This is a genomic window from Paractinoplanes bogorensis (assembly GCF_018829635.1).
Lineage (GTDB): Bacteria > Actinomycetota > Actinomycetes > Mycobacteriales > Micromonosporaceae > Actinoplanes > Actinoplanes bogorensis.
Genome location: NZ_JAHKKG010000020.1, coordinates 1 through 25,922 on the forward strand (window position 1 = coordinate 1; position 25,922 = coordinate 25,922).

At 70.1% G+C, this 25,922-nt stretch carries 20 protein-coding genes; 9 read left to right on the forward strand and 11 right to left on the reverse strand.

Annotation, left to right across the window (positions count from 1 at the left end; translation table 11 throughout):
• Positions 1-219: 219 nt before the first annotated feature.
• Both lexA and KOI35_RS43630 read right to left on the reverse strand, forming a co-directional pair.
• Positions 220-828 (reverse strand): transcriptional repressor LexA, encoded by a 609-nt coding sequence (lexA, locus tag KOI35_RS43625; RefSeq protein ID WP_215795654.1) that lies wholly within the window; start codon positions 826-828, stop codon positions 220-222.
• A gap of 63 nt (positions 829-891) precedes the next feature.
• The gene (locus KOI35_RS43630) at positions 892-6,039 is read right to left on the reverse strand and encodes a midas domain-containing protein (RefSeq protein WP_215795655.1); all 5,148 of its coding nucleotides are present in this window, start codon (positions 6,037-6,039) and stop codon (positions 892-894) included.
• Between the two features lie 84 nt (positions 6,040-6,123).
• Here KOI35_RS43630 and KOI35_RS43635 point away from each other — a divergent pair, with 84 nt between their 5' ends.
• On the forward strand, positions 6,124-6,621 hold the full coding sequence (locus KOI35_RS43635) for an acyl-CoA thioesterase (RefSeq protein ID WP_215795656.1): 498 nt from the start codon (positions 6,124-6,126) through the stop codon (positions 6,619-6,621).
• Between the two features lie 16 nt (positions 6,622-6,637).
• Positions 6,638-8,578, forward strand: coding sequence for an acetoacetate--CoA ligase (locus KOI35_RS43640; RefSeq protein WP_215795657.1), 1,941 nt, complete (start codon positions 6,638-6,640; stop codon positions 8,576-8,578).
• Here KOI35_RS43640 and KOI35_RS43645 read toward each other — a convergent pair.
• A complete protein-coding gene (locus KOI35_RS43645) occupies positions 8,559-9,263 on the reverse strand; it encodes a TIGR03089 family protein (protein ID WP_215795658.1) in 705 nt (234 codons plus the stop codon). The genes KOI35_RS43640 and KOI35_RS43645 overlap by 20 nt on opposite strands.
• A 159-nt stretch (positions 9,264-9,422) precedes the next feature.
• On the opposite strand from KOI35_RS43645, the gene KOI35_RS43650 reads away from it, so the two are divergent.
• Together KOI35_RS43650 and KOI35_RS43655 are read left to right on the forward strand one after the other, a co-directional pair.
• Entirely contained in the window at positions 9,423-10,574 is a 1,152-nt protein-coding gene (locus tag KOI35_RS43650; protein ID WP_215795659.1) for a glycosyltransferase family 4 protein, read from the forward strand.
• Positions 10,575-10,592: 18 nt separating this feature from the next.
• Positions 10,593-11,708 carry a mannose-1-phosphate guanylyltransferase gene (locus tag KOI35_RS43655; protein ID WP_215795660.1) on the forward strand — a complete coding sequence of 372 codons (1,116 nt, stop codon included), beginning with the start codon at positions 10,593-10,595 and terminating at the stop codon, positions 11,706-11,708.
• Between the two features lie 71 nt (positions 11,709-11,779).
• Here KOI35_RS43655 and KOI35_RS43660 read toward each other — a convergent pair whose 3' ends face one another.
• From KOI35_RS43660 to cofD, 3 genes are all read right to left on the reverse strand, one after another.
• Positions 11,780-12,343 carry an NUDIX hydrolase gene (locus KOI35_RS43660; protein WP_246614769.1) on the reverse strand — a complete coding sequence of 188 codons (564 nt, stop codon included), beginning with the start codon at positions 12,341-12,343 and terminating at the stop codon, positions 11,780-11,782.
• 209 nt (positions 12,344-12,552) lie between these two features.
• Entirely contained in the window at positions 12,553-13,605 is a 1,053-nt protein-coding gene (locus KOI35_RS43665) for a coenzyme F420-0:L-glutamate ligase (protein ID WP_215795661.1), read from the reverse strand.
• A gap of 31 nt (positions 13,606-13,636) precedes the next feature.
• Entirely contained in the window at positions 13,637-14,593 is a 957-nt protein-coding gene (cofD, locus tag KOI35_RS43670) for a 2-phospho-L-lactate transferase (RefSeq protein WP_215795662.1), read from the reverse strand.
• 143 nt (positions 14,594-14,736) lie between these two features.
• Here cofD and KOI35_RS43675 point away from each other — a divergent pair, with 143 nt between their 5' ends.
• The 3 genes from KOI35_RS43675 (at position 14,737) to KOI35_RS43685 (ending at position 18,824) form a co-directional block, all read left to right on the forward strand.
• Complete coding sequence (locus KOI35_RS43675) at positions 14,737-15,687, forward strand: hypothetical protein (protein ID WP_215795663.1); 951 nt, start codon at positions 14,737-14,739, stop codon at positions 15,685-15,687.
• Positions 15,688-15,770: 83 nt separating this feature from the next.
• Entirely contained in the window at positions 15,771-18,281 is a 2,511-nt protein-coding gene (locus KOI35_RS43680; protein WP_308121424.1) for a bifunctional FO biosynthesis protein CofGH, read from the forward strand.
• Between the two features lie 285 nt (positions 18,282-18,566).
• Positions 18,567-18,824 (forward strand): WhiB family transcriptional regulator, encoded by a 258-nt coding sequence (locus KOI35_RS43685; RefSeq protein ID WP_014688021.1) that lies wholly within the window; start codon positions 18,567-18,569, stop codon positions 18,822-18,824.
• 83 nt (positions 18,825-18,907) lie between these two features.
• Here KOI35_RS43685 and KOI35_RS43690 read toward each other — a convergent pair whose 3' ends face one another.
• A complete protein-coding gene (locus tag KOI35_RS43690) occupies positions 18,908-19,387 on the reverse strand; it encodes a metallopeptidase family protein (RefSeq protein ID WP_438870658.1) in 480 nt (159 codons plus the stop codon).
• Positions 19,388-19,593: 206 nt separating this feature from the next.
• Between KOI35_RS43690 and KOI35_RS43695 the strand changes: the two genes are divergently transcribed.
• Positions 19,594-19,962 carry a DUF3499 domain-containing protein gene (locus tag KOI35_RS43695; RefSeq protein WP_215795664.1) on the forward strand — a complete coding sequence of 123 codons (369 nt, stop codon included), beginning with the start codon at positions 19,594-19,596 and terminating at the stop codon, positions 19,960-19,962.
• Between the two features lie 10 nt (positions 19,963-19,972).
• Here KOI35_RS43695 and KOI35_RS43700 read toward each other — a convergent pair whose 3' ends face one another.
• From KOI35_RS43700 to KOI35_RS43715, 4 genes are all read right to left on the reverse strand, one after another.
• Positions 19,973-21,001 (reverse strand): polysaccharide deacetylase family protein, encoded by a 1,029-nt coding sequence (locus tag KOI35_RS43700; protein WP_308121425.1) that lies wholly within the window; start codon positions 20,999-21,001, stop codon positions 19,973-19,975.
• Between the two features lie 94 nt (positions 21,002-21,095).
• On the reverse strand, positions 21,096-21,494 hold the full coding sequence (locus KOI35_RS43705) for a DUF779 domain-containing protein (RefSeq protein ID WP_215795665.1): 399 nt from the start codon (positions 21,492-21,494) through the stop codon (positions 21,096-21,098).
• Positions 21,495-21,497: 3 nt separating this feature from the next.
• A complete protein-coding gene (gene adh, locus KOI35_RS43710) occupies positions 21,498-23,021 on the reverse strand; it encodes an aldehyde dehydrogenase (protein ID WP_215795666.1) in 1,524 nt (507 codons plus the stop codon).
• A 33-nt stretch (positions 23,022-23,054) separates the two neighbouring features.
• Positions 23,055-24,338 carry a GAF domain-containing protein gene (locus tag KOI35_RS43715; protein WP_215795667.1) on the reverse strand — a complete coding sequence of 428 codons (1,284 nt, stop codon included), beginning with the start codon at positions 24,336-24,338 and terminating at the stop codon, positions 23,055-23,057.
• 194 nt (positions 24,339-24,532) lie between these two features.
• Between KOI35_RS43715 and KOI35_RS43720 the strand changes: the two genes are divergently transcribed.
• The gene (locus KOI35_RS43720) at positions 24,533-25,912 is read left to right on the forward strand and encodes a phosphomannomutase/phosphoglucomutase (protein WP_215795668.1); all 1,380 of its coding nucleotides are present in this window, start codon (positions 24,533-24,535) and stop codon (positions 25,910-25,912) included.
• The last annotated feature ends 10 nt before the right edge of the window (positions 25,913-25,922 follow it).

Here is a 25,922-nt window from a genome sequence, read left to right on the forward strand (position 1 = left end):
CGTGTTCGCGTCGCTCTGCTGTCGCGACGTTCAACCCGCGTGGCTGCATCGCCGCATGCCGCGCTGTTTTTGCGTTGGGGTTGCGTGTTCGCGTCGCTCTGCTGTCGCGACGTTCAACCCGCGTGGCCGTATCGCCCGCTTGCCCCGCCGTTCTTGCGTTTGGGGCCGCGCGCTCGCATCGCCCACTGTCTCGAAACTGCAGACCGCGCGGAGCCGACGTCAGATGCGGCGTAGGACGGTTACCACGCGCCCGAGGATCGTGGCGTCGTCGCCGGGGATGACGTCGTAGGCCGGGTTTCGCGGAACCAGCTCGATGTGCCGGCCGGTGAGCCGCAACACCTTGACGGTGGCCTCGCCGTCGATCATGGCTGCCACGATGTCGCCGTTGTCGGCCACCTGCTGCTGGCGCACCACGACCGTGTCGCCGTCGCAGATCGCGGCGTCGATCATCGAGTCGCCCTTGACCTTGAGCGCGAACAGCGTGCCGTGACCGACCAGGCTCAACGGCAGATTGAGTTCCTCGTCGACGTGCTCATCGGCGAGGATCGGCGCGCCGGCCGCGATCGTGCCCAGCACCGGAACGGGCACGTTGGACTGCTCACCCGGAGTGCGCACGTCGATCGCGCGCGACCCGCGGGCACCCCGGCGAATGAAGCCGCGATCCTCGAGCACCTTGAGCTGATGCGCCACCGACGATGGCGAGTCGAGCCCGACGGCGGCGCCGATCTCGCGGATGGTCGGCGGGTAACCATGCTGGTCGATCCACTCACGGATCATCGACAGAACCTGCCGTTGCCGCTTGCTCAGAGGCGCGTCGTCCGTGGACATGCGGTGATGATACTACATCTTTCGATCATCTGTACGAACCCGATCGGGTGACCAGCCGTAACCTCAGCTCTCGGCCGCATCGGGCCGACGCTGCGCCGGGATCTCCGGCTCCTCCTCGGGCGGCCTCTCCATGCTCATCACGGTCATCCCCCGCTGGCCGGCACCGTCGCCGTTCCCCTCGCCGTTCTGCTCCGGCGGCACGATCCGGCTGGTCGGATCCTCGGCAAAGTTCGGCCGCTCAGCGTCGGCAATCGACACCGGAGCCGCTGGCGTGCCATAGACCTGAGCCGCCGGTGAGCCATGGGCATGAGCCGCCGGTGAGCCATGAGCCTGGGCCGACGGCGTGTCATGGGCCTGGGCCGACGGTGCGCCATAGACCTGAGCCGACGGCGCGCCGTGAGCCGGGCCCGGCGGGATGCTGGAATCCGGAGCCGTCGGCGTGCTGGAAGCCTGGACCGGCAGCCGGATGATCTCGGTCCGCTCACCCTGCGGCTCGACCGACCCCGGGCGCACAATCTGCGTACGGTCCGGGTCAAGCCTGATCACCTGAGTCTCGTCCGCTTCGGCGACCGCCGGCACACTCTCGGCCCGCCCCGGGTGACTGGCGATGCTGGCCGCAGGCACCGGCGGCATCAGCCGAAGCTCATCGGCCGAGCCCAAAACCTTCCCTGCTCCCGTACGCCCCGTCTCCCCCTCGGAAGACACCACACCAATCGCCTGCGTCCGATCAGGATCCGGCGCCCCGAACGGCCGCGTGACCTCAACGTCGTCAGACGACACGACGGTGATCGCGTGCGTTTGATCGGGGTCAGGCGCCCCGATCGGCCGTGTCACTTCGGCGTCGTCGGACGACACGACGGTGATCGCGTGTGTCTGGTCCGGGTCGGGTGCACCGAACGGCCGTGTCACTTCGGCGTCGTCCGAGCTGAACACCTTGATCGTGTGGGTCCGGTCCGGGTCGGGTGCCGTCAGCGACCGCGTCACCTCGGCCCCACTCAGATCCGGCCCCGCGACATCCGGCGCGGCCACCGACGCTCGAGCCTTGGCCGGCTCGTTGACGCCTTCAGGCTCCTCATCGACACCGGGAGTGACCTGCAGCTTCGTGGTCATCTCACCGAGATTGATCGACCGGGTCCGCTCCGGATCGGGCGCCTCGAGTGACCGCGTCTCCTCGAAGTCGGGATGCACAACCCGCGTATTCGGCGCGGGCGTAGCTTTCCCCACCACAATCAGGTTGGCGAGCTCCTCGTCGTCCTCCTGACCGTCCCCGAGTTCGCCATCCGCCGCAACGTCCGAGCCGGCAAAGTCGTCCCGGCCACCGGCGGCGCTTCCCGTGCCATCTTGGTCGGCGTCGGCGGGTCGACCGTCGACCGCGATCTCGGCCGTGCTCTCGTGCCCCAGCTCAGGAGCGGCAAGTCCAGCGTCGGCTTCGTCGTCCTCGTCAGCGGCGGCGTGGTTGTCTTTGTCGGCGGCGTCAGCTCCGCCGACCTTGTCAGCAGCGGCGAGTATGCCCCCGGCCGCGACACCGATGGTGATCTGGTTGTCCTCGTCAGCGACCGCAGCAAGTTCGCTGCCGGCGTCGCTGTCGTCGGTGGCCGATGCAGCTCCCTCGCTCGGGGCCTGGTCAATGTCGACCGCCGGTCCAACATCGACCACCGCGATGACGGCAGTCGCTTCGACGTGGGCCGCACTCGTCGACGTTCCGGGATCCGCAGTGTCGCTGGCGGTCGTGAGCGTGGGTTCGTCGTTCGTGGCCGCGCCTGCGTCGCCTTCGACAGCACCCTCCACGGCTTCCGCGTCGACGGTGCCGACTTCGCCACCAGCTGTCGGAGGCGTCGAGTCGTCGCTCGTGGTCGCTTCGGTGGCTGCCGCGAGTTCGACGTCCGCACCCGTGCTGGTGGCAGCCCGATCGCTCGACGTGTCCCCGGTGACGGCGGCGGCCTCGCTGGTCGACGTGTCCCCGGTGACGGCCTGATCGGTCGACGTGTCACCCGTGCCTGTGTCGTCGAGGCTTGTGAGCGTGGGCTCGTCAGCCGCGGCGTCCGCGGGTTCTGCGTTCGCGGTGATGTCCGCGGTGGCTTCGTCCTCCGCGGCGCCGAATGCTGATGCGTTGCCTGTTGCCGCTTCGGCGGCGCTCGCCGTGAGTGCTGCGTCGGCGGTGATGTCCGCGGTGGCTTCGTCCTCCGCGGCGCGGAATGCTGATGAGCTTCCTGTTGCCGCTTCGGCAGCGTTCGCCGTGAGTGCTGCGTCGGCGGTGACATCCGTTTTGGCTTCGTCGTCCGCGGTGGCCGAGGCTGACCTGTCGCCCGCTGTGGTTTCGGGGGCGGCCGTCGCGGGTTCGTCCTGGGTGAGCGCGATCGGGGCGGTCTCGCCGTCGGCGTCGTCTTCGCCATCTGACGCGTCTCGAGCGGCCGTGCCATCGGCTTCCACCGGTGTTTCGACAGCGGTGGCTTCGTCGTCGGCGAGTTCGCCGGTCGCGGTGATGTCGGTGGTGGCCTTGTCATCTGTGGTGGTCGAGTGCGATTTGTCGCCTGTGGCGCTTTCGGAGACTGCCGTTGTGGGTTCGTCGTGTGCGAGCGCGATCCGGGCGGTCTCGTCGTCGCCAGCGGCCTGGCCGGCTGAGGCGGCCCGGGCGGCTGTGTCGTCGTCCTCTGCCGGTGACGCTTCGACGGCGAAGGCTTCGGCCGCGAGCTCGCCGGTTGCGGTGATGTCGGCGGTGGCTTCGTCGTCGGCGGTGGTCGAGGTCGATTTGTCGCCGCTGTTGGTGTCGAAGGTGACCGTTGCGGGCTCGTCATCAGTGACGGCAATGGCGGTGGTCTCGGCGGCGTCGTCGATCGGCGCCACGCCCATGGTGGCGTCGTCTTCCTCGGCGTGCGTCGGCGCGGTCTCGACGTTGGCCGCGCTCGACGAGGGTTGGCCGCTCGCCGCAGCGACCGTCGACGTCTGATCGTCGTCTACGGCGAGTTGGCCCTCAGCAGCGGTTGTCGCCGCCACTTCTTCGTCCGGGGTGACTTCGCTGTCGGTCGCCTCCGACTCGTCGGCCGCGTCTGCCTTCTCGGCCACGGGAGTGGCCGTTGGCTCCGCGTTTTCGGCCGTGGCGACAGCGGCTGACGTCGAGGAGTTGTCCGCAGTGGCCGCGCGGTCGCCGGCGAACGCGGCGTTGTCAGTGGTTGCCGTCGTGGGCTCGTTGACGGCGGCTGCTTCTTCGTTCGCCGTGGGGGCATCGCTCCCAGCGTCGGCGGTGTCAGTGGCTGCCGTCGTGGGCTCGTTGACGGCGTTGGCTTCTTCGTTCGCCGTGGGGGCATCGCTCCCGGCGTCGGCGGTGTCAGTGGCTGCCGTCGTGGGCTCGTTGACGGCGTTGGCTTCTTCGTCTGCCGTGAGGGGCCCGCTGTCGACCGCAGCGGTGTCCTTCTCGGCGGCGGTGGGTTCGTCGGTCAGGGCCGTGACCATCTGGGCAGCCTCGGCCGTGGGCGGTTCTTCGTCCGTCGGCGTCGGCTCGTCGTCGATGATCGCAAGTGCCGCCGGCCTGTCGTCCTCGGGCGTTGCCGACGGTTCATCGGAATCGGCCGGAGGTGTGGGTAGCCCCGCCGCCGGAACTACCTCGACCTCGGTGGGCGGCGGCGTTACCCGGGCACGCCGGCTTGAGGACTCTCCGTTGGAACGCGCCGCCACACTTGCGGTTTCGTCCGCGGAGACGACGACCACTGTCTGCCGCTCGGGCCGGAAGACCGGCAGCGCGATGGTGGCCTCGTCCTCGGGCGCCACGGCGGCGACCTCGCGCAAGGGGCCCGAGATGACCGCCGGAGACTCGCCCGAGCCGGCGTGCGAGCTGGCCGACCCGCTTGCGACGGCTTCCGTCGTGGCTGCGGCGGCGGGGGAGGAGGAACTGGTCATCCGGGCGAGAGCGGCTGTCGATTCGTCATCCGTCTCCGACGCCGTTTCTGGATCCGGCGCGGGAGCCGATCGGCCGACCATGGGAGCGAGCACTGTCGTCGCCTCATCGGAATCCGAGCCCGAGCCGAAGCCGGCACTCAAGCCCGACCCCGACCCCGAGCCCGACCCCGAGCCCGACCCCGAGTCGACGCCCGAGCCCGCGCTCCAGGCCGAGCCCGAGTCGACGACCGAGCCCGCGCTCGAGCCTGCGCCCGACCCCGACCCCGAGCCCGAGCCCGCGCTCGAGCCTGCGCCCGACCCCGAGCCCGAGCCCGCGCTCGAGCCTGCGCCCGAGTCGACGACCGAGCCCGCGCTGGAGCCTGCGCTGGAGCCGACGACCGAGCCCGAACCCGAGCCGACGACCGAGCTGGGACCGGAGTCAGAAACCGGGCCGGAGCCGACATTCGGCGCAGTCGGTTCGTCAGCGGCAACCGCAGTCCCCGACACCGTCGGCTCACCCGAAGCCGAGGACGACGACGAGCCCCGACCAGCGGCAACCCCGTCGGCAAAGGGCGCCGGCATCGCCGTACCGGTAGAAGTCGGGTCGTCCGACGGCAACACCGAGGTCGCATCGGAATCGGCGGACGTGCCCGCAACCACGGCAACCGTCGCCGGCTCATCCTGGGAAGCCGGCAAATCGGCGGACGCAGAAGGAGAAGCAGCAACCGAGGGCGGACCAGAAGGAACCCGCAACACCGTCGTCGCCTCGTCGGGGCCGGGAACCACGGGCAACCGCAACACCGTCGTCGGATCCGGGTCGGTCGGCCGGGGGCCGAACCCCGGCACGATCTCTTCGGTCCGCGAAGCCGTCACCAAGGGCGGCGTCGACACGGCCGCGCGAACCCGTCCCACCGGCCCGATCAGCGGCAGCACCGGCGGTTCATAGGCCGCCCACCGCCGCGCACTCAACGCCGTGCACAGCAACGGCAACGCCAGCATCGCCGCCAGACCGTAGCCCGGCCGGCTCAGGTCGAAGCTCTCCTTGGCCACCGCGGCCGGCCACACCCCGGCATAACCGGACGGCGACACCAGCGCCCATGACGAGATGCCCAGGTAGGCCAATCCGCCCGCGACCGGCCCGGCCGGAGAGATCGGGGCGAAGAGCAGGATTCCGTACGCCGCCCCCGCCAGCACCAGGAGCAACAGCCCGGTCACCGACTCGACGGCGAAGTCGCCACGCCCCCGTGCGGTCAGGTCGTGCGTGAAGCCCACTCCGGCGAGAACCCACACCGCCGGGGCCAGCACGAGGGCATACAAGATCGACCTGAAGTGGCGCACGCTTTAACTCCCCGGACACTGGCTGCGGAAGAAACCGTACCGTCGGGGGGCAACCGCGCGGAAGGACGCCGTAACGTTCGCCGCATGAATGAGGGCCGCCTCACCAGCTATTCCAGGGTCACGCTGAGCCGGATCATGACCGCCGTGGACGTCAATCTGTACGGCACCGTGCACGGCGGCATTCTGATGAAGTTCGTCGATGACGTGGCCGGTGCGGCGGCGGCCCGGCACAGTGGCGGCACCGCGGTCACGGCGGCGATCGACGAGATCGTGTTTCTGGAGCCGGTCCGGGTCGGCGATCTCGTGCACGCGTACGCCCAGGTGAATTGGACCGGCTCGAGCTCGATGGAGGTCGGCGTCAAGCTCGCCGCCGAGCGCTGGGACGTGGTGGCCACCGAGCCGCTCACGGTGGCGACGGCATACCTGGTGTTCGTGGCCGTGGACGTGGCCGGCCACCCAAGAAACGTGCCTCCGGTGGTGCCGGAGAACGTGGACGACGAGCGCCGTTTCCGTGAGGCTCTGATCCGGCGGGAGCATCGTCTGTCCCGGCGGGCCGCCATCCAGAAGGCGAGGGCTGAATGAGCGTTAAGGTGAGGGCATGACGGGCACAGTGTTGTGGCAGCCGCCGGCCGACGTCCGCGAGACGACCCGGATCGGGCACTTCATGTCCTGGCTGGAGCGTGAACGCGGCCTGACCCACGCCGATTATGCGTCCCTGTGGCGGTGGTCCGTCGACGATCTGCCCGCGTTCTGGCAGTCGATCTGGGACTACTTCGAGGTGATTTCTCACGACCCGCCCTCGGGAGTGTTGCCCGACCGCGGGATGCCGGGCGCGAAGTGGTTCCCCGGCGCGACCCTCAACTACGCCGAGCACGTGCTCCGCATGCCTGGCCTGGCCGACGACGACGAAGTGGTGCTGGCCTACTCACAGAGCCGCGCCCCGATAAAGCTGACAAAAGCCGAGCTGAGAGAAAAAGTCCGAATGGTGCGCGCCGGACTCCGAGCGCGTGGCATCACGAAGGGGGACCGGGTAGCGGCGTACGCCCCCAACATCCCCGAGACGTACGTCCTGATGCTCGCCACCGCCAGCCTGGGCGCGATCTTCTCGAGCTGCGCCCCCGAGTTCGGCGTCCGCAGCGTGATCGACCGCTGGCAGCAGATCGAGCCCAAGATCCTGGTCGCGGTCGACGGCTACCGCTACGGCGACAAGGCGATCGACCGCCGGGACGAGGTCGCAGCGATCACCAAAGCCCTCCCGAGCCTGGAGCACGTCGTCACGATCGGCTATCTCGACCCGGCCCGGGACGAGTTCCATGAGCTGAAAAGCGACGAACCGATGGCGTACGAGGGAATGCCTTTCGATTCTCCCCTGTATGTCCTTTACAGCTCCGGCACCACCGGTCTGCCCAAACCGATCGTCCACGGCCACGGCGGCATCCTGCTCGAACACCTCAAGATGCTGGCCCTGCACCACGACCTCGGTCCCGGTGATCGGTTCTTCTGGTTCACCACGACCGGCTGGATGATGTGGAACTTCCTGGTCAGCGGCCCGGCGGTCGGCGCCGCGATCGTGATGTTCGACGGCAATCCCGGCTATCCCGACATGTCGGCGCTGTGGGACCTGGTCGACGAGGCCGGCATCACCTACTTCGGCACGTCCGCACCCTTCCTCATGGCCTGCCGCAAGGCCGGGCTCACTCCGCAGAAACCGCAGCTCAAGGGCATCGGCTCGACCGGCGCACCGCTGCCGCCGGAGGGCTTCGACTGGGTCTACGAGGCCGTGGGCAGTCGTCTTCAGCTGCAGTCGCTGTCCGGCGGCACCGATGTGTGCACCGGCTTCGTGGGATCTGTCCCGCTGCTCCCGGTCGTCGAGGGCAAGATCGCCTGCCGCGCCCTGGGAGCCCGGGTCGAGGCGTACGACTCCGAGGGCCGGCCGGTGCTCGACGAGCTGGGCGAACTGGTGATCACCGCACCGATGCCGAGCATGCCCGTCGGCTTCTGGAACGACCCCGACGGCAAGCGCTACCGCGAGGCCTACTTCGACTACTTCCCGGGCGTGTGGCGGCACGGCGACTGGATCACGATCGGCGCCGACGGCTCGTGCGTGATCACCGGCCGTTCCGACGCGACCCTCAACCGGGGCGGGGTGCGGCTGGGCACGTCCGAGTTCTATTCGGTGGTCGAGAGCCTGCCCGAGATCGCCGACTCGGTGGTCGTGCACCTCGAGCAGGAGGGCAACCCGAACGGCGAGCTGCTGCTCTTCGTCGTGCCGGCCGAGGGCCACGAGCTGGACGACGCCCTGCGCAGACGGATCGCCACCGAGCTGCGGGCGGCGCTGTCCCCGAGGCACGTTCCGGACGACATTTTTCCCGTACGGGCGGTGCCCCGAACCCTGTCCGCGAAGAAGCTCGAGGTGCCGGTCAAGCGCATCCTCACCGGCACGCCGGTCGAGTCGGCCGCCGCCAAGGGTGCGCTGGCCAACCCGGAGTCGCTGCTGGCGTTCGAGGAACTGGCGGCGCTCAGGCGACGACCTGTGTGACCTTCTCCGACGCGACCCGGCCGGTCACCTTGGCCGGGTCGAGGTTCGCGCACAGCACGATCGACGCGCCCGCGGCCAGCGGCGCCAGCAGCCAGTCGACCGGGTCGAACCGGGTGGTCGCGTCGACCAGCACCCGTCCGCCCGCGGCGATGCCGAGTTCGGCCGCCCGCGCGTGGGCGGCCAGCAGCACGTCACCGTGCGTACGGTCGTTCAGCGCGACGTCGTTCGAGGCGACCGGCTGCCCGGGGAAGTGGTCGCCGAACTGCCGCACCTCGAGCACGTAGTCACCGAAGCCGTCGGGCAGCTCCCGCAGCGGCATCGCGAACGGTAGAAGGCCCGTCGCGTACCGGTCCGAGGCTTTTGTCGTAACTTCCCGGCCCGGCGTGGTGAACAGCACGTCGGCCGACTCCGGATCGCTGATCTCCGCGGTCACCCCGGCCGACCACACCCCGAGCAGGATCGCGGCCGTCTGCCAGTGCGCCGGGAGCGCGACCGCGGCCGTGTCGCCGGACCCCAGCCCGAGACCGTCGACCAGCAGATTTGCGGTCTTCGAGACCCAGTTGTCCAGCGTCGCGGCCGACAATTCGGTGCGATCACCGCTCACGTCGTCGTAGAACGTCAGCAGCGGGCTCGCCGGGTCGCGGCGGACCGTGGCCGCCAGCACCTGCGGGATCGTCGTCTCCACACGGTCCACGATAGGAGGTGACGCAGCGTCACTGATCCTGAGCGGGCGATGAGAACCAGGAAACGTCTCGACCAAGGTGGTGTCGCGGTCACGTGCGCGATGCATTGCGGGCGTACCCTTGCCAGTGGTCGGAACCACAACCTCTTTGGGAGTTGCCTCGTGACCGCCGGTCGCCCCCCGCGAGTGCTCGTCGACGCCACCAGCGTCCCCGCCGACCGAGGAGGCGTCGGGCGCTACGTCGACGGCCTGCTCGGTGCCCTCGGCCGCGTCGACCCCGACCGGGTCGATCTGGCCGTCGTGGCCCAGCGTTCGGATGCGGAGCGTTACAGCCGCATGCTGGACAACAAGGCCGAGGTGATCGCCGGCCCGGCTGCCGTCGCGCACCGCCCGGCCCGGCTGGCGTGGGAGCAGACCGGTCTGCCCCTGCTCGCCCAGCAGGTCGGCGCCCAGGTGCTGCACTCGCCGTTCTACACGTGCCCGCTGCGCGCCGGCTGCCCGGTGACGGTGACCGTGCACGACGCGACGTTCTTCACCGAGCCCGAGCACTACGACAACACCAAGCGCACGTTCTTCCGCAGCGCCATCAAGACGTCGCTGCGCCGCGCGGCCCGGGTCATCGTGCCCAGCAAGGCGACCCGCGACGAGCTGATCCGCCTGCTCGACGCCGACCCGACCCGCATCGACGTGGCCTACCACGGCGTCGACCAGGCCGCCTTCCACGCGCCGACCGAGGAGGAGAAGGCCCGCGTACGGGCTCGTCTCGGTCTCACCGACGCCGGTTACGTCGCGTTCCTCGGGGCCAAGGAGCCCCGCAAGAACGTGCCCAACCTGATCCGCGGCTGGGCCCGCGCGGTCGCCGACTGGCCGCACCCGCCCGCGCTGGTGCTGGCCGGCGGTCAGGGCCACGACGACGAGATCGACCGCGCGGTCGCCGAGGTGCCGTCCCACCTGCGCCTGCTGCGCCCCGGCTACCTGCGCTACGCCGACCTGCCCGGCTTCCTGGGCGGCGCCCTGGTGGCCTGCTACCCGTCGTTCGGCGAGGGCTTCGGCCTGCCGATCCTCGAGGCGATGGCCTGCGCAACTCCGGTTCTGACCACGCCGCGGCTGTCGCTGCCCGAGGTCGGCGGCGACGCTGTCGCCTACACGACAGAAGATCCCGACCGCATCGCCACCGACCTGGCTGACCTGCTGCACGACGAGCCGCGTCGCCTCACGTTGGCCAAGGCGGGCTTCGACCGGGCCAAGGAATTCACCTGGGCGTCGAGTGCCGAAGTGCACGTCACAACCTGGAAACGTGTTGCGGCCCTCTGACCTTTACACTCTGTGCGCATGAGCGATGATCTCGGCGGGCTGTACGGCGTGGTGCTGGCGGGCGGGACGGGCACCCGTCTCTGGCCGTTGTCACGGGCCGGTCACCCTAAGTTCCTGCATCCGCTGACCGGCACCGAGGCGTCGCTGCTGCAGGCCACGGTGGACCGCCTCGACCTGCTGGCGCCGATGGACCGCGTCTTCGTGGTCACCGGTGTCGCGCACGCGGCCGCGGTCTCCCGCCAGCTCGAGTCCATCCCGGACGCCAACGTGCTGGTCGAGCCCTCGCCGCGGGACTCCTGCGCGGCGATCGCCCTGGCCGCGGCCGTGATCGCCCGGCGCGACCCCAACGCGATCATGGGCTCGTTCGCGTCCGATCACCTGATCGCCGACAAGGAACGCTTCACTGAGGTCATCCGGCAGGCGATGATCGGCGCTCAGGAGGGCCTCCTGATGACGCTGGGCATCACGCCCACCCGCCCCGAGACCGGCTACGGCTACCTCCAGTGCGGCAGCGCGGTCGGCGACGGCCCGGTGCTGGCCGTCGAGGAGTTCAAAGAGAAGCCGACGTACGACGTGGCCGAAGGCTATGTGAAGTCGGGTAACTATCTGTGGAACGCCGGCATGTTCGTCTGGCGGGCCGACGCGTTCCTGGCCGAGCTGTCCCGCCAGCAGCCGCAGCTCGCCGCGGGCGTCTCCCGCATCGCCTCGGCCTGGGACTCGGCCCAGCGCGAAGAGGTGCTCGGCGAGGTCTGGCCGACCCTGCCCCGCATCTCGGTCGACTACGCGGTCATGGAAGGCGCGGCCACGGTCGGCCGGGTCGGCACGGTTCCGGGCGACTTCGGCTGGAACGACGTCGGTGACTTCCACACCCTGGGCGCCGTGCTGGCCGCCGACCCGGCCGGCAACGTGGTCGTCGGCCGCGAGGTCGAGCAGAAGTCGGGCGTGCTGCTGCGCGAGACCGAGGGCCTGGTCGTGGTGCCGACCGAGGGCCGCCTGATCGCCGCCATGGGCGTCCGCGATCTGGTCATCGTGGACACTCCGGACGCCGTCCTGGTCATCCCGCGCGAACGCGCCCAAGAGGTCAAGCACCTCGTCGACGAGCTCAAGGAGCTCGGCGAGCACGGTTATATCTAGACAAACCGGTGGTGGAAGGGCTCGGTCGCTCAGGCGCCGGGCCCTTTTCCCGTACGCCTCCAGCCCGCGCGTCAGCGAATACGGGCCAGCGCGGGCGCGATCTGCCGGACGGTCCCCGAGGCGAGCGGGCTCGGCAGGTCACCGGGCGCGAACCAGCCCAGCTCGGCCGACTCGTCACTGATCCGCTCGACCGTCCCCGCCGGGCAACGCAGCAGAAACCGCACGTCGTTGTGAACCGACGGCTCAGCCGGCGCCCCCTCAGCCGCACCACACCGAACCTCGTGCACGTCGACGTCGATCGGCGTCGGGTCGAGCACCAGGCCCGAAATACCGGACTCCTCGGTGCCTTCCCGCAACGCCGCCGCGGCCAGCGACACGTCATCGGCCTCGCAGTGCCCACCCAGCTGCATCCACAGACCCAGCCGCCCGTGCAGGCAGAGCAACACCCGCCCGTCCCCGTCGACGATCAGCGCGCTCGCGGTGACGTGCCCGGCCCGATGCGCACGACTCATCGCCACCGGCCCGTCGCCCAGCAGTTCGAGCGTCCGCTTCTGGGCGAGCGCCGCCTCATCCGAGGTGGCCGCCCACCCGGTAAGCACCCGCAGAGCGTCCGCGTGCAGCACATCGATGGTCAAGAGTTCTCCCAGTAACGCCGTTTCGTCGTCCCGCAACGACGCCTGCCTCACACAGCCGACGGGGGAGCCCTCACCCTAGACGGGCACACACGGGTCACATGTGGTTGCCCCGCCCGACTTCGACGACCCCTCGGCGAAGCTCAGATGTGCCCTTCGCGGGGCCCACCCGCCAATCGCGTTTCCGCACCCGACAGCGGGCGCGGAGTGGCTCAGTGGCCGGACAGCTCCAAGCGGATGCCGTCGTCGTGGGGGAGGGACAGCGTGACGATCGACTCGGCGGCCAGGGCGGCCCGCAAGCGGTGGGCGTCGGCGCCCAGGCGCATCAGGCCGATCGGTGTCATGTCGCGCGTGGTCAGGTGCAGGGCGGCCGTGGCGCCGCTGCCGGTGATCGCCTCGGCCGGGGTGACCGTCGTGGCCGGTGACAGTGCGTCGGCCACCGCGGCCGCGGCCCGCTCCAGGGCTGCCGGGTCGATCGGGAGGCCGGGCAGGGCGTTGTCGGGCAGTTGGGCCGCCTCGCGCAGGCCGAGCGCCCGCGCCTCGGCCGTGCCCAGGCTGAACATGTCGGAGGCGGCGTCGCGCAGCAGCACGGCGGCGCCGTCGGAAGAGTCGCGGATGCCGGACCGTGGATAACCCCGCACGACCGCCACCGGCACCTGGTCACACTTGCCCTTGACCAGCTCGCCGGCCGCGGCCAGCTCGTCGATCACGGCCATCTGGGTGATTTCGAGCTCGTTCCCGTACGGATCGGTCTCGCCCCGATGGTCCCGGATCGGCTCGATTCCGGCCGCGCCCAGGGCCACGTCGGTGAGCCCGTTGCGCCAGGCCCGCCCCATCGTGTCGGAGACGATCACGCCCACGTCGAGCCCGCGCGCCCGGAAGCCCGCCCGCAACTGCCGCGCCGACGTGTCGGGGTCGGCCGGCAGCAGCACCAGGTGGGTCTTGTCGACGTTGGAGGCGTCGATGCCCGCGGCCGCCATCACGAACCCGTGGTGGGTCTGCACGATCGTCGTCGGCCCGCGCCGGGCCACCACCCGCGCCGTCTCGGACGCCAGCACCTCGCGCCGGGCGTCGTCGCGGGCCTCGCCGTCGGCCGGCACCTCGACCAGGCGGCCCTCGGCCTTCGACACGATCTTGCTGGTGACGACCAGCACGTCGCCGTCGGCGATCCACGGCGCGGCCGCGGCGATCAGCTCGACCAGGTCGTCACCGGCCACGATGTGCCCGATCCCGCGCACCGGCAGGATCTCCAGCCCGTCCGTCACGACTTGCCCCTCCAAAAACTGAACATCGAGGTCACGCGACGCCGGCCAACGACAGCGCGTCCTTCACCATCTGGGCCGTCGCCTCTTCCGAGCTCATCCACAGCGGGACCGCCCGGGTCTCGACGCCGGCCACGGACGCGCCGGCGTCGGACGAGTCGACCAGCCAGCCGTCGAGCAGGCCGCCGTCGGAGCGGGCGCCGTAGAGGCCGCCCACGCCGGCCGCCGTGACCTCGACGTCGACCGTGGCCAGGCATTTGTCGGCCATGCCGCGGATCGGGGAGTCGCCGATGATCGGGGAGACGCCGACCACCGGGGCCGAACCGCCCGCCACCGCGTCGCGGATCGCGCTCACGGCCAGGATCGGGGCGATGCTGACCACCGGATTGCTCGGCGCGACCAGCACCACGTCGGCCGCCGCGATCGCCTCGAGCACGCCGGGCGCGGGCTTGGCCGCCTCGGCGCCGACGAAGACGAACCGGTGGGTCGGCAGGTCGCCGCGGTAGCGCACCCACCACTCCTGGAAGTGGATCGCCTTGCGCTCGCCCTCGACGTCGACCACCACGTGCGTCTCGAGGCGGTCGTCGGTGGCCGGCAGCATCGTCACGCCGGGCTGCCAGCGCTCGCACAACGCGGCCGTGACCTGGGAGAGGGGGTAGCCGGCGGTGAGCATCTGGGTGCGTACGAGATGGGTCGCCGTGTCTTTGTCGCCCAGGCCGAACCACGACGGCTCGGCGCCGTAGGCGGCCAGTTCCTCCTTGACCACCCAGCTCTCGCCGACCCGGCCCCAGCCACGCTCGGGGTCGTGGGCGCCGCCCAGCGTGTACATCACACTGTCGAGGTCGGGGCAGATCTGCAGGCCGTGCATGCGCACGTCGTCGCCGACGTTGACCACCGCGGCCACCTCGGCGCCGAGCGCGCGAGCCTGCGCCCGCACGCCGACGAGGAACTTCGCGCCGCCGATGCCACCGGAAAGGACCACGATCCGCATACCGGTCATCCTCCCGCACCCGTACGACAGAAACCGCCCCCGGGTGACGAAACTCGCGGGTATGGGGAGCCGGGCCGAGGGGTAACAGTGCCAGGTCCGTCTACCCTTAGCCGACTCATTCCACGTCCGTCAGGGAGTTCCCCGTGACCAGCCAACCGCAGCCCGCGCCGGGCGAGGGCAAATCGGCCGGCCAGTTCCTTCGCCCGCTGCGCGATCTCGCGGCCTACGCGCTCGTCGGCGCGCCCGCGCTGCTGCTCTTCGTGGCGGTCATCCGGTTGATCCCGGATGGCGAGAACCAGTTCGGTTACCGCACGCAGGACAGCTTCTACGGCTTCATCAACACGGCGACCATCGCCATGCCGCTGGCCGCGGTGCTGCTGGCCGTGCTGGTGCAGCCGCGCCACGCCAAGGCGTCGCTGATCACCTTGGTCGCCGTGCTCGAGTACGCGGTGATGGCCTTCTTCGGCCTCGTGTTCGGCCTGCTCATCGGGCTGATCAACCACGCGAGCAACAACGGCGCGCGGATCGCCTTCGAAGAGCTGCTGGTCCGCGTGGCCTGGCTGGCCGTGTTCGGCGTGGCGGCGTACGCCACGTTCCGTCTCTGGCAGGGCCTGTTCCAGGTGCCCAAGCCCAAGCAGCAGCCGGGCGTCTACGGCCAGCCCGCCTACGGTCAGCCGGGCACCTACCCGGGCCAGCCCGGTTACGGCCCGCCCCCGCAGCAGCAGCCGCAGCAGCCGGGCTTCGCCCCGGGCAGCTACCCGGCCGGGCCGCCGCAGGGTCAGCCCCCGCAGTACGGCCAGCCGCCTCAGTACGGCCAGCCGCCGCAGCCGCAGCAGCCGAGCTGGAACCAGTCGGCCGTCCCGATGCCCGCCTCGGCCCCGCCGGCGCCCCCCACCTCGGCCCCGCCCGGCGCACCGCAGATGCCACCCACGTCGGTCTTCCCCGGCACCCCGCCGAACTCGGCCTATCCGAACTTCGCGGAGCCGACCCAGGCCGTCCCGCGTACGACCCAGCCGGCCGACGACCGCACCGAGAAGATCGCGGACGACCGCCCCGGTTTCGGTCCCGCCGACCAGGACCCGCCCCGCCGGTAAAAGGCCGGCCTCGTGTCCTATGCCACTGCGGTTGCCCCGGTACGCCCGGGGCAACCGCCGGTTTTCCGGCCTAGGCTGCTGGGGTGACAGAGGTCAACGCGGTCGTGAACGGTCCTACCGAAGCGAGCATCCGGCGCGCTCTGCGCCGCGCCGCCGACGGCAAGGCAGTCGACGCCGAAGAGGCGACGGCGCTGCTGGCCGCGACCGGCGATCAGTTCGACGAGCTGCTGACGATCGCCGGCCACATCCGCGACGCGGGTCTGCGGGAAGCCGGGCGGCCGGGCGTGGTGACGTACAGCCGCAAGGTTTTCATCCCCCTGACCCGGCTGTGTCAGGACAGGTGTCACTACTGCACGTTCGCCACCGTGCCGCATCGGCTGCCGGCCGCGTTCCTCGAGCGTGACGAGGTGCTCGAGATCGCCCGCCAGGGTGCCGCCCAGGGTTGTAAAGAGGCGCTGTTCACGCTGGGCGACCGGCCCGAGGAGCGCTGGCCCGCGGCCCGGCAGTGGCTCGACGAGCGCGGCTACGACTCCACCCTCGACTATGTGCGTGCCTGCGCGATCGCCGTGCTCGAGGAGACCGGCCTGCTCCCGCATCTCAACCCGGGCGTGATGAGCTGGGCCGAGCTGCAGCGGCTGAAGCCGGTCGCGCCCAGCATGGGCATGATGCTCGAGACCACCGCGACCCGCCTGTGGTCCGAGCCGGGCGGTCCGCATTTCGGTTCCCCCGACAAAGAGCCGGCCGTACGCCTCCGCGTGCTCGACGACGCCGGCCGGGTGGGCGTGCCGTTCACCACCGGCATCCTGATCGGCATCGGCGAGACCCCGGCCGAGCGGGTCGACGCGCTGTTCGCGATGCGCCGCGCCGCCCGCGAGTACGGCCACATCCAAGAGGTCATCATCCAGAACTTCCGCGCCAAGCCCGACACGGCGATGCGCGGTATGCCCGACGCCGAGCTGCGCGAGCTGGCCGCCACGGTGGCCGTGGGCCGCGTCATCATGGGCCCCCGGGCCCGCATCCAGGCCCCGCCCAACCTGATCGACACCGAGTTCGCGCTGCTGCTGCGCTCGGGCATCGACGACTGGGGCGGCGTCTCCCCGGTGACGCCCGACCACGTGAACCCCGAGCGGCCCTGGCCCCAGATCGACCTGCTGCGCGAGAAGTCGGCCGCCGCCGGGTTCGAGCTGCGTGAGCGGCTGACGATCTATCCGGAATATGTGCGCCGCGGCGCCGAGGGCTGGCTCGACCCGCGCCTGGCGACCCACGTGGCGGCGCTGGCCGGCTCCGACGGGCTGGCGAACGAGGACGCCGAGGTGATCGGCCGTCCGTGGCAGGAGCCCGACGACGTGTACGGCGGTGGCCGCACCGATCTGTTCGCGTCGATCGACACCGAGGGTCGGACGAGCGACCGCCGGTCCGATTTCGACGACGTCTACGGCGACTGGACCGAGGTCGCGTCGCACATCACGACCGAGGCGCCCCGAAGAATCGAAAGCGATGTTCTCGCCGGGCTCAAGCTCGCGGCCGACAACCCGGCTGCGCTGCTGGACGAGAAGAACGAAGACGCGGCGATGGCGCTGTTCAACGCGGACGGCGAGGCCCTCGACGAGCTCGCCCGCATCGCCGACGACCTGCGCAGACATGTCAACGGCGACGACATCACGTACGTGGTGAACCGGAACATCAACTTCACCAACGTCTGTTACGTGGGCTGCCGGTTCTGCGCGTTCGCCCAGCGCGAGAAGGACGCCGACGCCTACCGCCTCTCCGTCGACCAGGTGGCCGACCGGGCCGAGCAGGCCTGGCAGGACGGTGCTTCCGAGGTCTGCATGCAGGGCGGCATCGACCCCAAGATGCCGGTTACCGCGTACGCGGACCTCGTGCGGGCCGTGAAGCAGCGGGTCCCCGGCATGCACGTCCACGCCTACTCCCCGATGGAGATCGTCACCGCCGCGGCCAAGGCCGGCGTTCCGGTCCGCGAGTGGCTGAGCGACCTCAAGGAAGCGGGCCTGGGCACTATCCCGGGCACGGCGGCCGAGATCCTCGACGACGAGGTGCGCTGGGTGCTGACCAAGGGCAAGCTCCCGGCCAACGCCTGGGTCGACGTCGTCTCGACGGCCCACGAGCTCGGCATCCGGTCCAGTTCGACCATGATGTACGGCCACGTCGACCACCCGCGGCAGTGGCTGGGCCACTTCCGGGTGCTGGCCGGCATCCAGGACCGTACGGGTGGCTTCACCGAGTTCGTGGCCCTGCCCTTCATCCACACCAACGCCCCGATCTACCTGGCCGGCATCGCGCGCAACGGCGCCAGCTGGCGGGAGAACCGGGTCGTCCACGCCATGGCCCGGATCCTGCTGCACGGCCGCATCGACAACATCCAGTGCTCGTGGGTGAAATTGGGCGACGAGGGCACCCGGGTGATGCTCAACGGCGGCTGTAACGACCTCGGCGGCACCCTGATGGAGGAAACGATCTCGCGGATGGCGGGTTCCGAGCACGGATCGGCTCGCACGGTGGCTGAGCTGAAGGAACTCGCGGCGACCGCGGGTCGTCCGGCCGTGGAGCGGACTACGACCTACGGTCGACGCTGAGTCACAAATCGGGTTAAATTGGACTAATGCTGGCCGAGCTGCGTTACCTCCCGGTGCTCCGGAGAGATATGGCAGGAACGGGACCACGACGCGCCGAAGGCGCGCCGGGGAAACGGGCCTATTTATCAGGTTCGGCTTGACGACGCACGTCTTACACGCGTGTAATTTCGGTGGGGTTGTGAGCTGAGGGCGCAGATATGCGAATTCTGCTCGCAAAAAACACGCTGCGTGCGTGGGGGGTCAGCGTCGGCATTGCTGCCGGCGCGGAAATTGGGAGGCACGCCGATGGAAGCGCAGGTTGAAGGGGTCGACCTGCTCGGGGACGCGCCCGAGTGGCAGGAACGGGCGCTGTGTTCGCAGACCGACCCGGAAGCTTTCTTCCCGGAAAAGGGGGGGTCCACCCGGGAGGCGAAGCGGATCTGCGGTCGCTGTGAGGTCAAGGCCGAGTGCCTGGAATACGCACTGGGCCACGACGAGCGTTTCGGAATCTGGGGTGGACTGTCCGAGCGCGAGCGCCGCAAGCTCAAGCGGCGCGTGGCATGAGAATTATTCAGGGCGGCGGAGACCAAGGCGATTGAGCTGCGGCAAGGCGGGGCTTGCGGTCGGCCCTGAATAACCCTCATGCACTAGGACAGTTCGTCAGGATCCACCCCGAGCAGGTTGGCGACCTGCTCGATGATCACATCGTGGACGAGGTCGGCGAGGTCTTCGCGGTCCATCGCCCGGAATTCCAGCGGCCGCCGGTAGAGCACGATCCGTGGGGGAAGCTCCTGCCGGCCGGGGCGACCGGGCAGCAACCGGGCCAGCGGCACCTCGCCGTCCTCGAGCACGTCGGAGTCGTAGACGTTGAGATCCGGCGGCACGTCTTCGACCGCGAACTCGACCCCGGCCAGCTCTTTGGCATAGCGCCGCTCGAGCTGCTCGACGGTGTCGAGCACCAGGTCGTCGAAGATCTCCGCCTTGGTGCGGGCCAGGGGGACGGTGGCCGGTACGAGCCGGCCGCGCAAGCCCCGGCCGTGCCGGTCACGGCGGGTCGGATGACCCGGGCCGGCCTTGCGCGCCGCCCGGGACGGATCGGTGCGGCGACGTTCGGGACTGGTGGTCACTCGGCAAGCCTAGTCCTCCGACGGTGTGACACGGCGTCAGAGGAGTTACGGCGTCGTTGATTCGTCCCTTCGGGGCCTTACGCCGGTAATTCGCCCCATCGGGGGCGGCGTGTCGGCCGAGCATGGCCGAATCGTGATGCATCGTGGGTCGGCGTGTCGCGGGGCGGGAGCGCCCACACGGGCCGCCGGAGAGATAACGTGCCGCCGTGAGGTCACCACGGCGTTGCTCCCGGAACGGCTGTCCCCGACAGGCTGTCGCCACGCTGACCTACGTCTACAGCGACTCCACGGCGGTCGTCGGCCCCTTGGCGGCCTTCGCCGAACCCCACACGTACGACCTGTGTGAGCCGCACGCCCGCAGCCTCACCGCCCCCCGAGGCTGGGAACTCGTCCGCCACGACGGCGACTTCGCCCCGCCGCCGCCGACCACGGACGATCTGGTCGCTCTGGCCGACGCCGTACGCGAAGCGGCCCGCCCGCCGGCCCCGCCCCCGCGCACCGACGACGAGGAACGCCTCCCGGGCCACCAGACCGGCCGTCGCGGTCACCTGCGGGTCATCCCGCCGTCCCACTAGACCCTAGGGCCTATGGCAGCGCGACCAGCGTGTAGCGCTTCTTGAGCATCGGAATGAGCTTCCGGTACGCCGCGATGGTGTCCGGCTGCGCGTAGTCGTGCGACAGCACGATCGCCCCCGGCCGGCAGTTCCGGGCGATCTTCGAGATCACCCGCTGCTGGTGGGCCGAGTCGGACTCGCCCTTGGGGTGGTCCCAGTCGCGCGGGTCGACCTTCCAATAGATCGAGGTCATCTTCATGTCCTCGGCCACCTCGACCAGCCGCGGCGTGAAGTTGCCGCCGGGCGCCCGGAAGTACTTGATCTTCGCGCCGGGCGCCGCCTTGAGGATGGCCGAGTTGGTCCGCTGCAGGTCGGCCCGGATCTTGGCGGCCGGGTCCTTGCCGATCTTCAGGCTGTGGTTCCAGGTGTGGTTGCAGAGGGTGTGACCGCCCGCGACGATCTGTCGCACCAGCTCGGGGTGCCGCTGCGCGTTCTGGCCGACCAGGCAGAACGTGGCCTTGACGTGATGCTGGGCCAGCAGCTTGAGCAGCTTGGGCGTCTCGGCCGGGTCGGGGCCGTCGTCGAACGTGAGCGCCACGCCCTTGGTGCCGGTCAGCATGTGGCTGCCGGCCGGCCCGGCGAAGCGCGCGTTGACGACGGACTTCCGGCCGGACGCGCTCTTCGTGGGCTTCGGCTTGGGCTTGGGCTTCTTCGAGTGCGAGGGCGTAGGCGTGGGCGCCGGCGCCGAGGAGGCCGGAGCCGCCACCGGATCGGCCGGGGCGTTCGACTGCGCCGACGCGCGCCCGGTCAGGCCCACGGCGAGCACCACGACCCCGAGCAGTACGACTTTCCTGGCCCGCGACAACCGCATGAACGCCTCCCCATATCGCTCCGGGGCTGACATTGCCGCGGGGAGAGGGCTCATCGGCTCCGCCCGGTGCGACTCGGCACGGTCGGGGGAGAAGCCGACACGTTCGAGGGCCCGGCGCAGGACGGCCAGGAAGCGGCGGTCCAGTGCGGTGAGGGCGGTCAGGAGGCGTACGGGAGAAGGGGGTGGCACTTGCTGTCCTCGAAGTTGACGTCACGGCAGCAAGACGCCGCCGCCCCCATTGATACGGGACGGCGGCGGTGATCGGATCAGATTGTGGTCGGGATCAAACAACCCGATCGGCGTCTGTTTCGGACAATTCGTCGATCTCCTGCTCGGTGAGCAGGCGCGATCGGATGAGGAACCGCATGCCCTCGGGCGCCTCCAGCGAGAAGCCGGCGCCGCGCCCACGGACCACGTCCACCGTCAGATGGGTGTGCTTCCAGAGCTCGAACTGCGAGCCGGACATCCAGAAGGTGATCGGCTCGGGCACCCCGTCGATCTTCAGGGACTCGAGCAGCACATCGGACTTGCCGGTGCGGAACTCGCCCTCCAGGTAGCACATCGGCGAACTGCCGTCGCAGCAGCCGCCGGACTGGTGGAACATCAGCGGGCCGTGGGTCTCCCGCAGCTGCCGCATCAGATCGGCAGCGGCGGGAGTCACGTCAACTCGGGTCGTGGGCATGGCCTAGAAGAAGCCCATCGCCTTGGGGCTGTAGCTGACCAGCAGGTTCTTGGTCTGCTGGTAGTGGTCGAGCATCATCTTGTGGTTCTCGCGGCCGATGCCGGACTGCTTGTAGCCACCGAACGCGGCGTGCGCCGGGTAGAGGTGGTACGAGTTGGTCCACACCCGGCCCGCCTTGATCGCCCGGCCGGCCCGGTACGCCGTGTTGATGTCCCGGGTCCACACGCCGGCGCCGAGGCCGTACAGCGTGTCGTTGGCGATCTTGATGGCGTCGGCGTAGTCGGCGAACGAGGTCACCGACACGACCGGCCCGAAGATCTCCTCCTGGAAGATCCGCATCGAGTTGTTGCCCTCGAAGATCGTCGGCTGGACGTAGAAGCCGCCGGAGAGGTTGCCGCCGAGGTCGGCCCGCGCGCCGCCGGTGAGCACCTTGGCGCCCTCCTGCCGGCCGATGTCCAGGTACGACAGGATCTTCTCGAGCTGGTCGTTGCTGGCCTGCGCGCCGACCTGGGTGTCGGTGTCGAGCGGGTTGCCCTGCTTGAGGTTCTCCACCCGCTTGACGCCGGCGGCCAGGAAGTCGTTGTAGATGCCCTGCTGGATCAGCGCACGCGACGGGCAGGTGCAGACCTCGCCCTGGTTGAGCGCGAACATCGAGAAGCCCTCGAGCGACTTGTCGTAGAAGTCGTCGTCGAGCCGGCTGACGTCGTCGAAGAAGATGTTCGGGCTCTTGCCGCCCAGCTCCAACGTGACCGGGATCAGGTTCTCGGACGCGTACTGCATGATCAGCCGGCCGGTGGTGGTCTCACCGGTGAAGGCGACCTTGGCGACCCGGTTGGACGAGGCGAGCGGCTTGCCGGCCTCGACGCCGAACCCGTTGACGATGTTCACGACGCCGGGCGGCAGCAGGTCGGCGACCAGCGACATCCAGTAGTGGATCGAGGCCGGGGTCTGCTCGGCCGGCTTGAGCACGACCGCGTTGCCGGCCGCGAGCGCCGGGGCGAGCTTCCAGACCGCCATCAGGATCGGGAAGTTCCACGGGATGATCTGCGCGACCACGCCCAGCGGCTCGTGGAAGTGGTAGGCGACCGTGTCGTCGTCGATCTCGCCCGCGGTGCCCTCCTGGGCGCGGATGGCGCCGGCGAAGTAGCGGAAGTGGTCGATCGCGAGCGGGATGTCGGCCGCGAGCGTCTCGCGTACCGGCTTGCCGTTCTCCCAGCACTCGGCGACGGCGAGCTTCTCGAGGTTCTGCTCCATCCGGTCGGCGATCTTGTTGAGGATGTTGGCCCGCTCGGCGGTCGAGGTGCGGCCCCAGGCGTCGGCGGCGCCGTGCGCGGCGTCCAGCGCCTTCTCGACGTCCTCGGCGGTGCCCCGCGCGATCTCGCAGAAGTCCTCGCCGGTGACCGGGCTGGGGTTGGCGAAGTACTGGCCCTTCGCCGGCGGCACGTATTCCCCGCCGATGAAGTGGTCGTACCGGGATTCATAGTTGACGATGGCGCCGTCAGTGCCGGGCGCGGAATATACGGTCATGCCTGCCTCCGTACCTCAGGGATACGGCCGACGTTAGTTACCAGAACGTTGCAACGACGTTGCAAGCCCGTACTCCAGTTGGAGCTCCTGGATGCGGGCCGCGGCCATCGGGCGGGCCGGGTCGGTGGGGGAGAGCAGGTGGGCGTACGCCTCCCAGATCTCCAGGTCGTCGGAGCCCCAGGGTGAGTGCAGCCAGGTCTGCAGCAGGCCGCGGTCGCGGGCGGTCAGCACCGCCGAGCGCAGCCGTCCGTCGACGAGTCGCCGCAGTTTCACCACGCCCGGAGCGTCCGAGAAAGGCAGAAGCGGTCCCGCGTACGCCTCCAGAGCGTCGGCCACGCGGCCCTGCTCGAGCAGCTGGGGCACCGTACGGAAATCGGCCTGGATCTCGGCTCGCAACCGGTAGGGCCGGGACTCCATCAGCTCGGGGCCGAGCATCCGGCGCAACCGGGACAACTCCGCGCGGACGGTCACCGGGCTCGCCTCGTCGCCGTAGAGCCCGACGCCCAGCTCGTCGCCCGTGCTGCCCTCGGGATGGGCCAGCAGCAGCACGAGCAGCTCGGAGTGGCGACGGCCGAGGCGCCACTGCCGCCCCTCGAAGGTCAGCACCACCTCGTTGCGGCCGAGCGCGGACACCGAACCCGCGGTCGCCGGCGACGGCCGGTGGGAGCTGAGGAACGCCTCGGCGGCCAGCGCGGTCGCCCGGACCAGGGCCAGGCTGTGCGGGTTGGCCAGGTGGTCGCCGCCGGTGACGTCGATCGCGCCGAGCAACCGGCCCGTTCCCGGGTCGTGGATCGGAGCGGCGGCACACGTCCAGCGCTGCACGCCCCGGCTGAAGTGCTCGGTGGCGAAGATCTGCAACGGGTGGTCGACCGCGAGGGCCGTGCCGGGTGCGTTGGTGCCGGCGTGCGCCTCGTCCCAGCGGGCGCCGGGCACGAAGTTCATCCGCTCGCCCGCGCGCAGCGTCTTGGCCGTTCCCTCGACCCAGAGCAGGCGCCCGTACGCGTCACAGACCGCCATCAGGTGCTCCCCGTCCTCGGCCAGACCGCCGAGCAGGTCGCGGAAGATCGGCAGCACACTCGCCAGCGGGTGGGCCGCCCGGTAGGTCTCGAGGTCGTCGTCGCTGAGCTCGATCGGGGCGGTGGCGTCGGGCCCGGGCAGCGCCACGGCCGAGCGCCGCCACGAGTCGGCCACGACCGACCGCATCGAGGCACCCCGCGGAGCCTCGCCCGCGACGAACCGCTCGTGGGCGCGTCCGACCTGCCGAATACGCTCGACGGGGTCGGCACCGGCGTCGAGGGCGAGCCAGGGATTGGCCAAGAAGACACCTCCACAGACCTGTCCATCGTGACCCGCATCACGCGTGTCGACAAGCGCTGTTCGGCCGAGAAAATGCCGTGAGTATTTATCGCGATCGGATCACGTAACAGTGACGCCTCGTCGTTGCCACCTTGCCGTCCACGCGCCTCGGCTACTCTCGGCCCGAACATCCGGTAGGGGCCTGAGGGGGCGCAGTGTCTGACCTGTCCAAGCTTGTCAAGGCGTACGACGTCCGGGGTGTCGTCCCGGACCAGTTCGACGAGTCGGTCGCCCGGGCTCTGGGCACGGCGTTCGTCGAGATGCTGCGCGAGTCGGGCGACAACGCGGACGAGATCGTCATCGCGCACGACATGCGCGAATCGGGTCCCGGCCTGGCCGCCGCGTTCGCCCGGGGCGCCAACGCGGCCGGTGCGGCCGTGATCAACATCGGTCTGGCCTCGACCGACGGGCTCTACTACGCGTCCGGCGCGCTCGGCCTGCCCGGCGCCATGTTCACCGCCAGCCACAACCCGGCGCAGTACAACGGCATCAAGCTGTGCCGCGCGGGTGCCAAGCCGGTCGGCCAGGAGAGCGGTCTCGCCGTCGTGCGGCAGCGTGCCGAGGCTCTGCTCGACGACCTGAACGCCGGCGCCGACGGGCCCGATCGGGTCGAGACGCGCGAGCTGCTGGGGGCGTACGCGAAACATCTCCGCTCGCTGGTCGATCTCACCACCATCCGGCCGCTCAAGGTGATCGTCGACGCCGGCAACGGCATGGGCGGCTACACCGTGCCGGCCGTGCTCGGCGACCAGGTGCTGCCCGCGCTGCCGCTCGAGATCGTGCCGATGTATTTCGAGCTCGACGGCTCGTTCCCCAACCACGAGGCCAACCCGCTCGACCCGGCCAACCTGGTCGACCTGCAAAATGCGATCCGCGCGCAGGGCGCCGACATCGGCATCGCGTTCGACGGCGACGCCGACCGCTGCTTCGTCATCGACGAGAACGGCGACCCGGTCTCGCCGTCCGCGGTCACCGCCCTGGTGGCCAAGCGTGAGCTGGCCAAGTTCCCGGGCAGCACGATCATCCACAACCTGATCACCTCGCTGGCCGTGCCCGAGATCATCACCGAGAACGGCGGCAAGCCGGTCCGCAGCCGGGTCGGCCACTCGTTCATCAAGGCCGAGATGGCCACGACGAACGCGGTCTTCGGCGGCGAGCACTCGGCGCACTACTACTTCCGAGACTTCTGGTTCGCCGACACCGGCATGCTGGCCGCGATGCACGTGCTGGCCGCGCTCGGGGGGCAGGACCGGCCGCTCTCCGAGTTCGCCGCCGAGTTCGAGCGCTACAGCGCCTCGGGCGAGATCAACTCGACCGTGGCCGACGCCGCGGCCAAGGTGGCCGAGGTGCGGGAGCACTTCGCCGGGGCGACCTTCGACGAGCTCGACGGCCTCACCGTGACGCTCTCGGACGGCGCCTGGTTCAACCTGCGGGCGTCGAACACCGAGCCGCTGCTGCGCCTGAACGTCGAGGCCGCGAAGCCGGATCGCATGGCATCGCTCCGGGACGAAGTGCTGGCGATCGTCCGCAGTTAGGATCGTGACG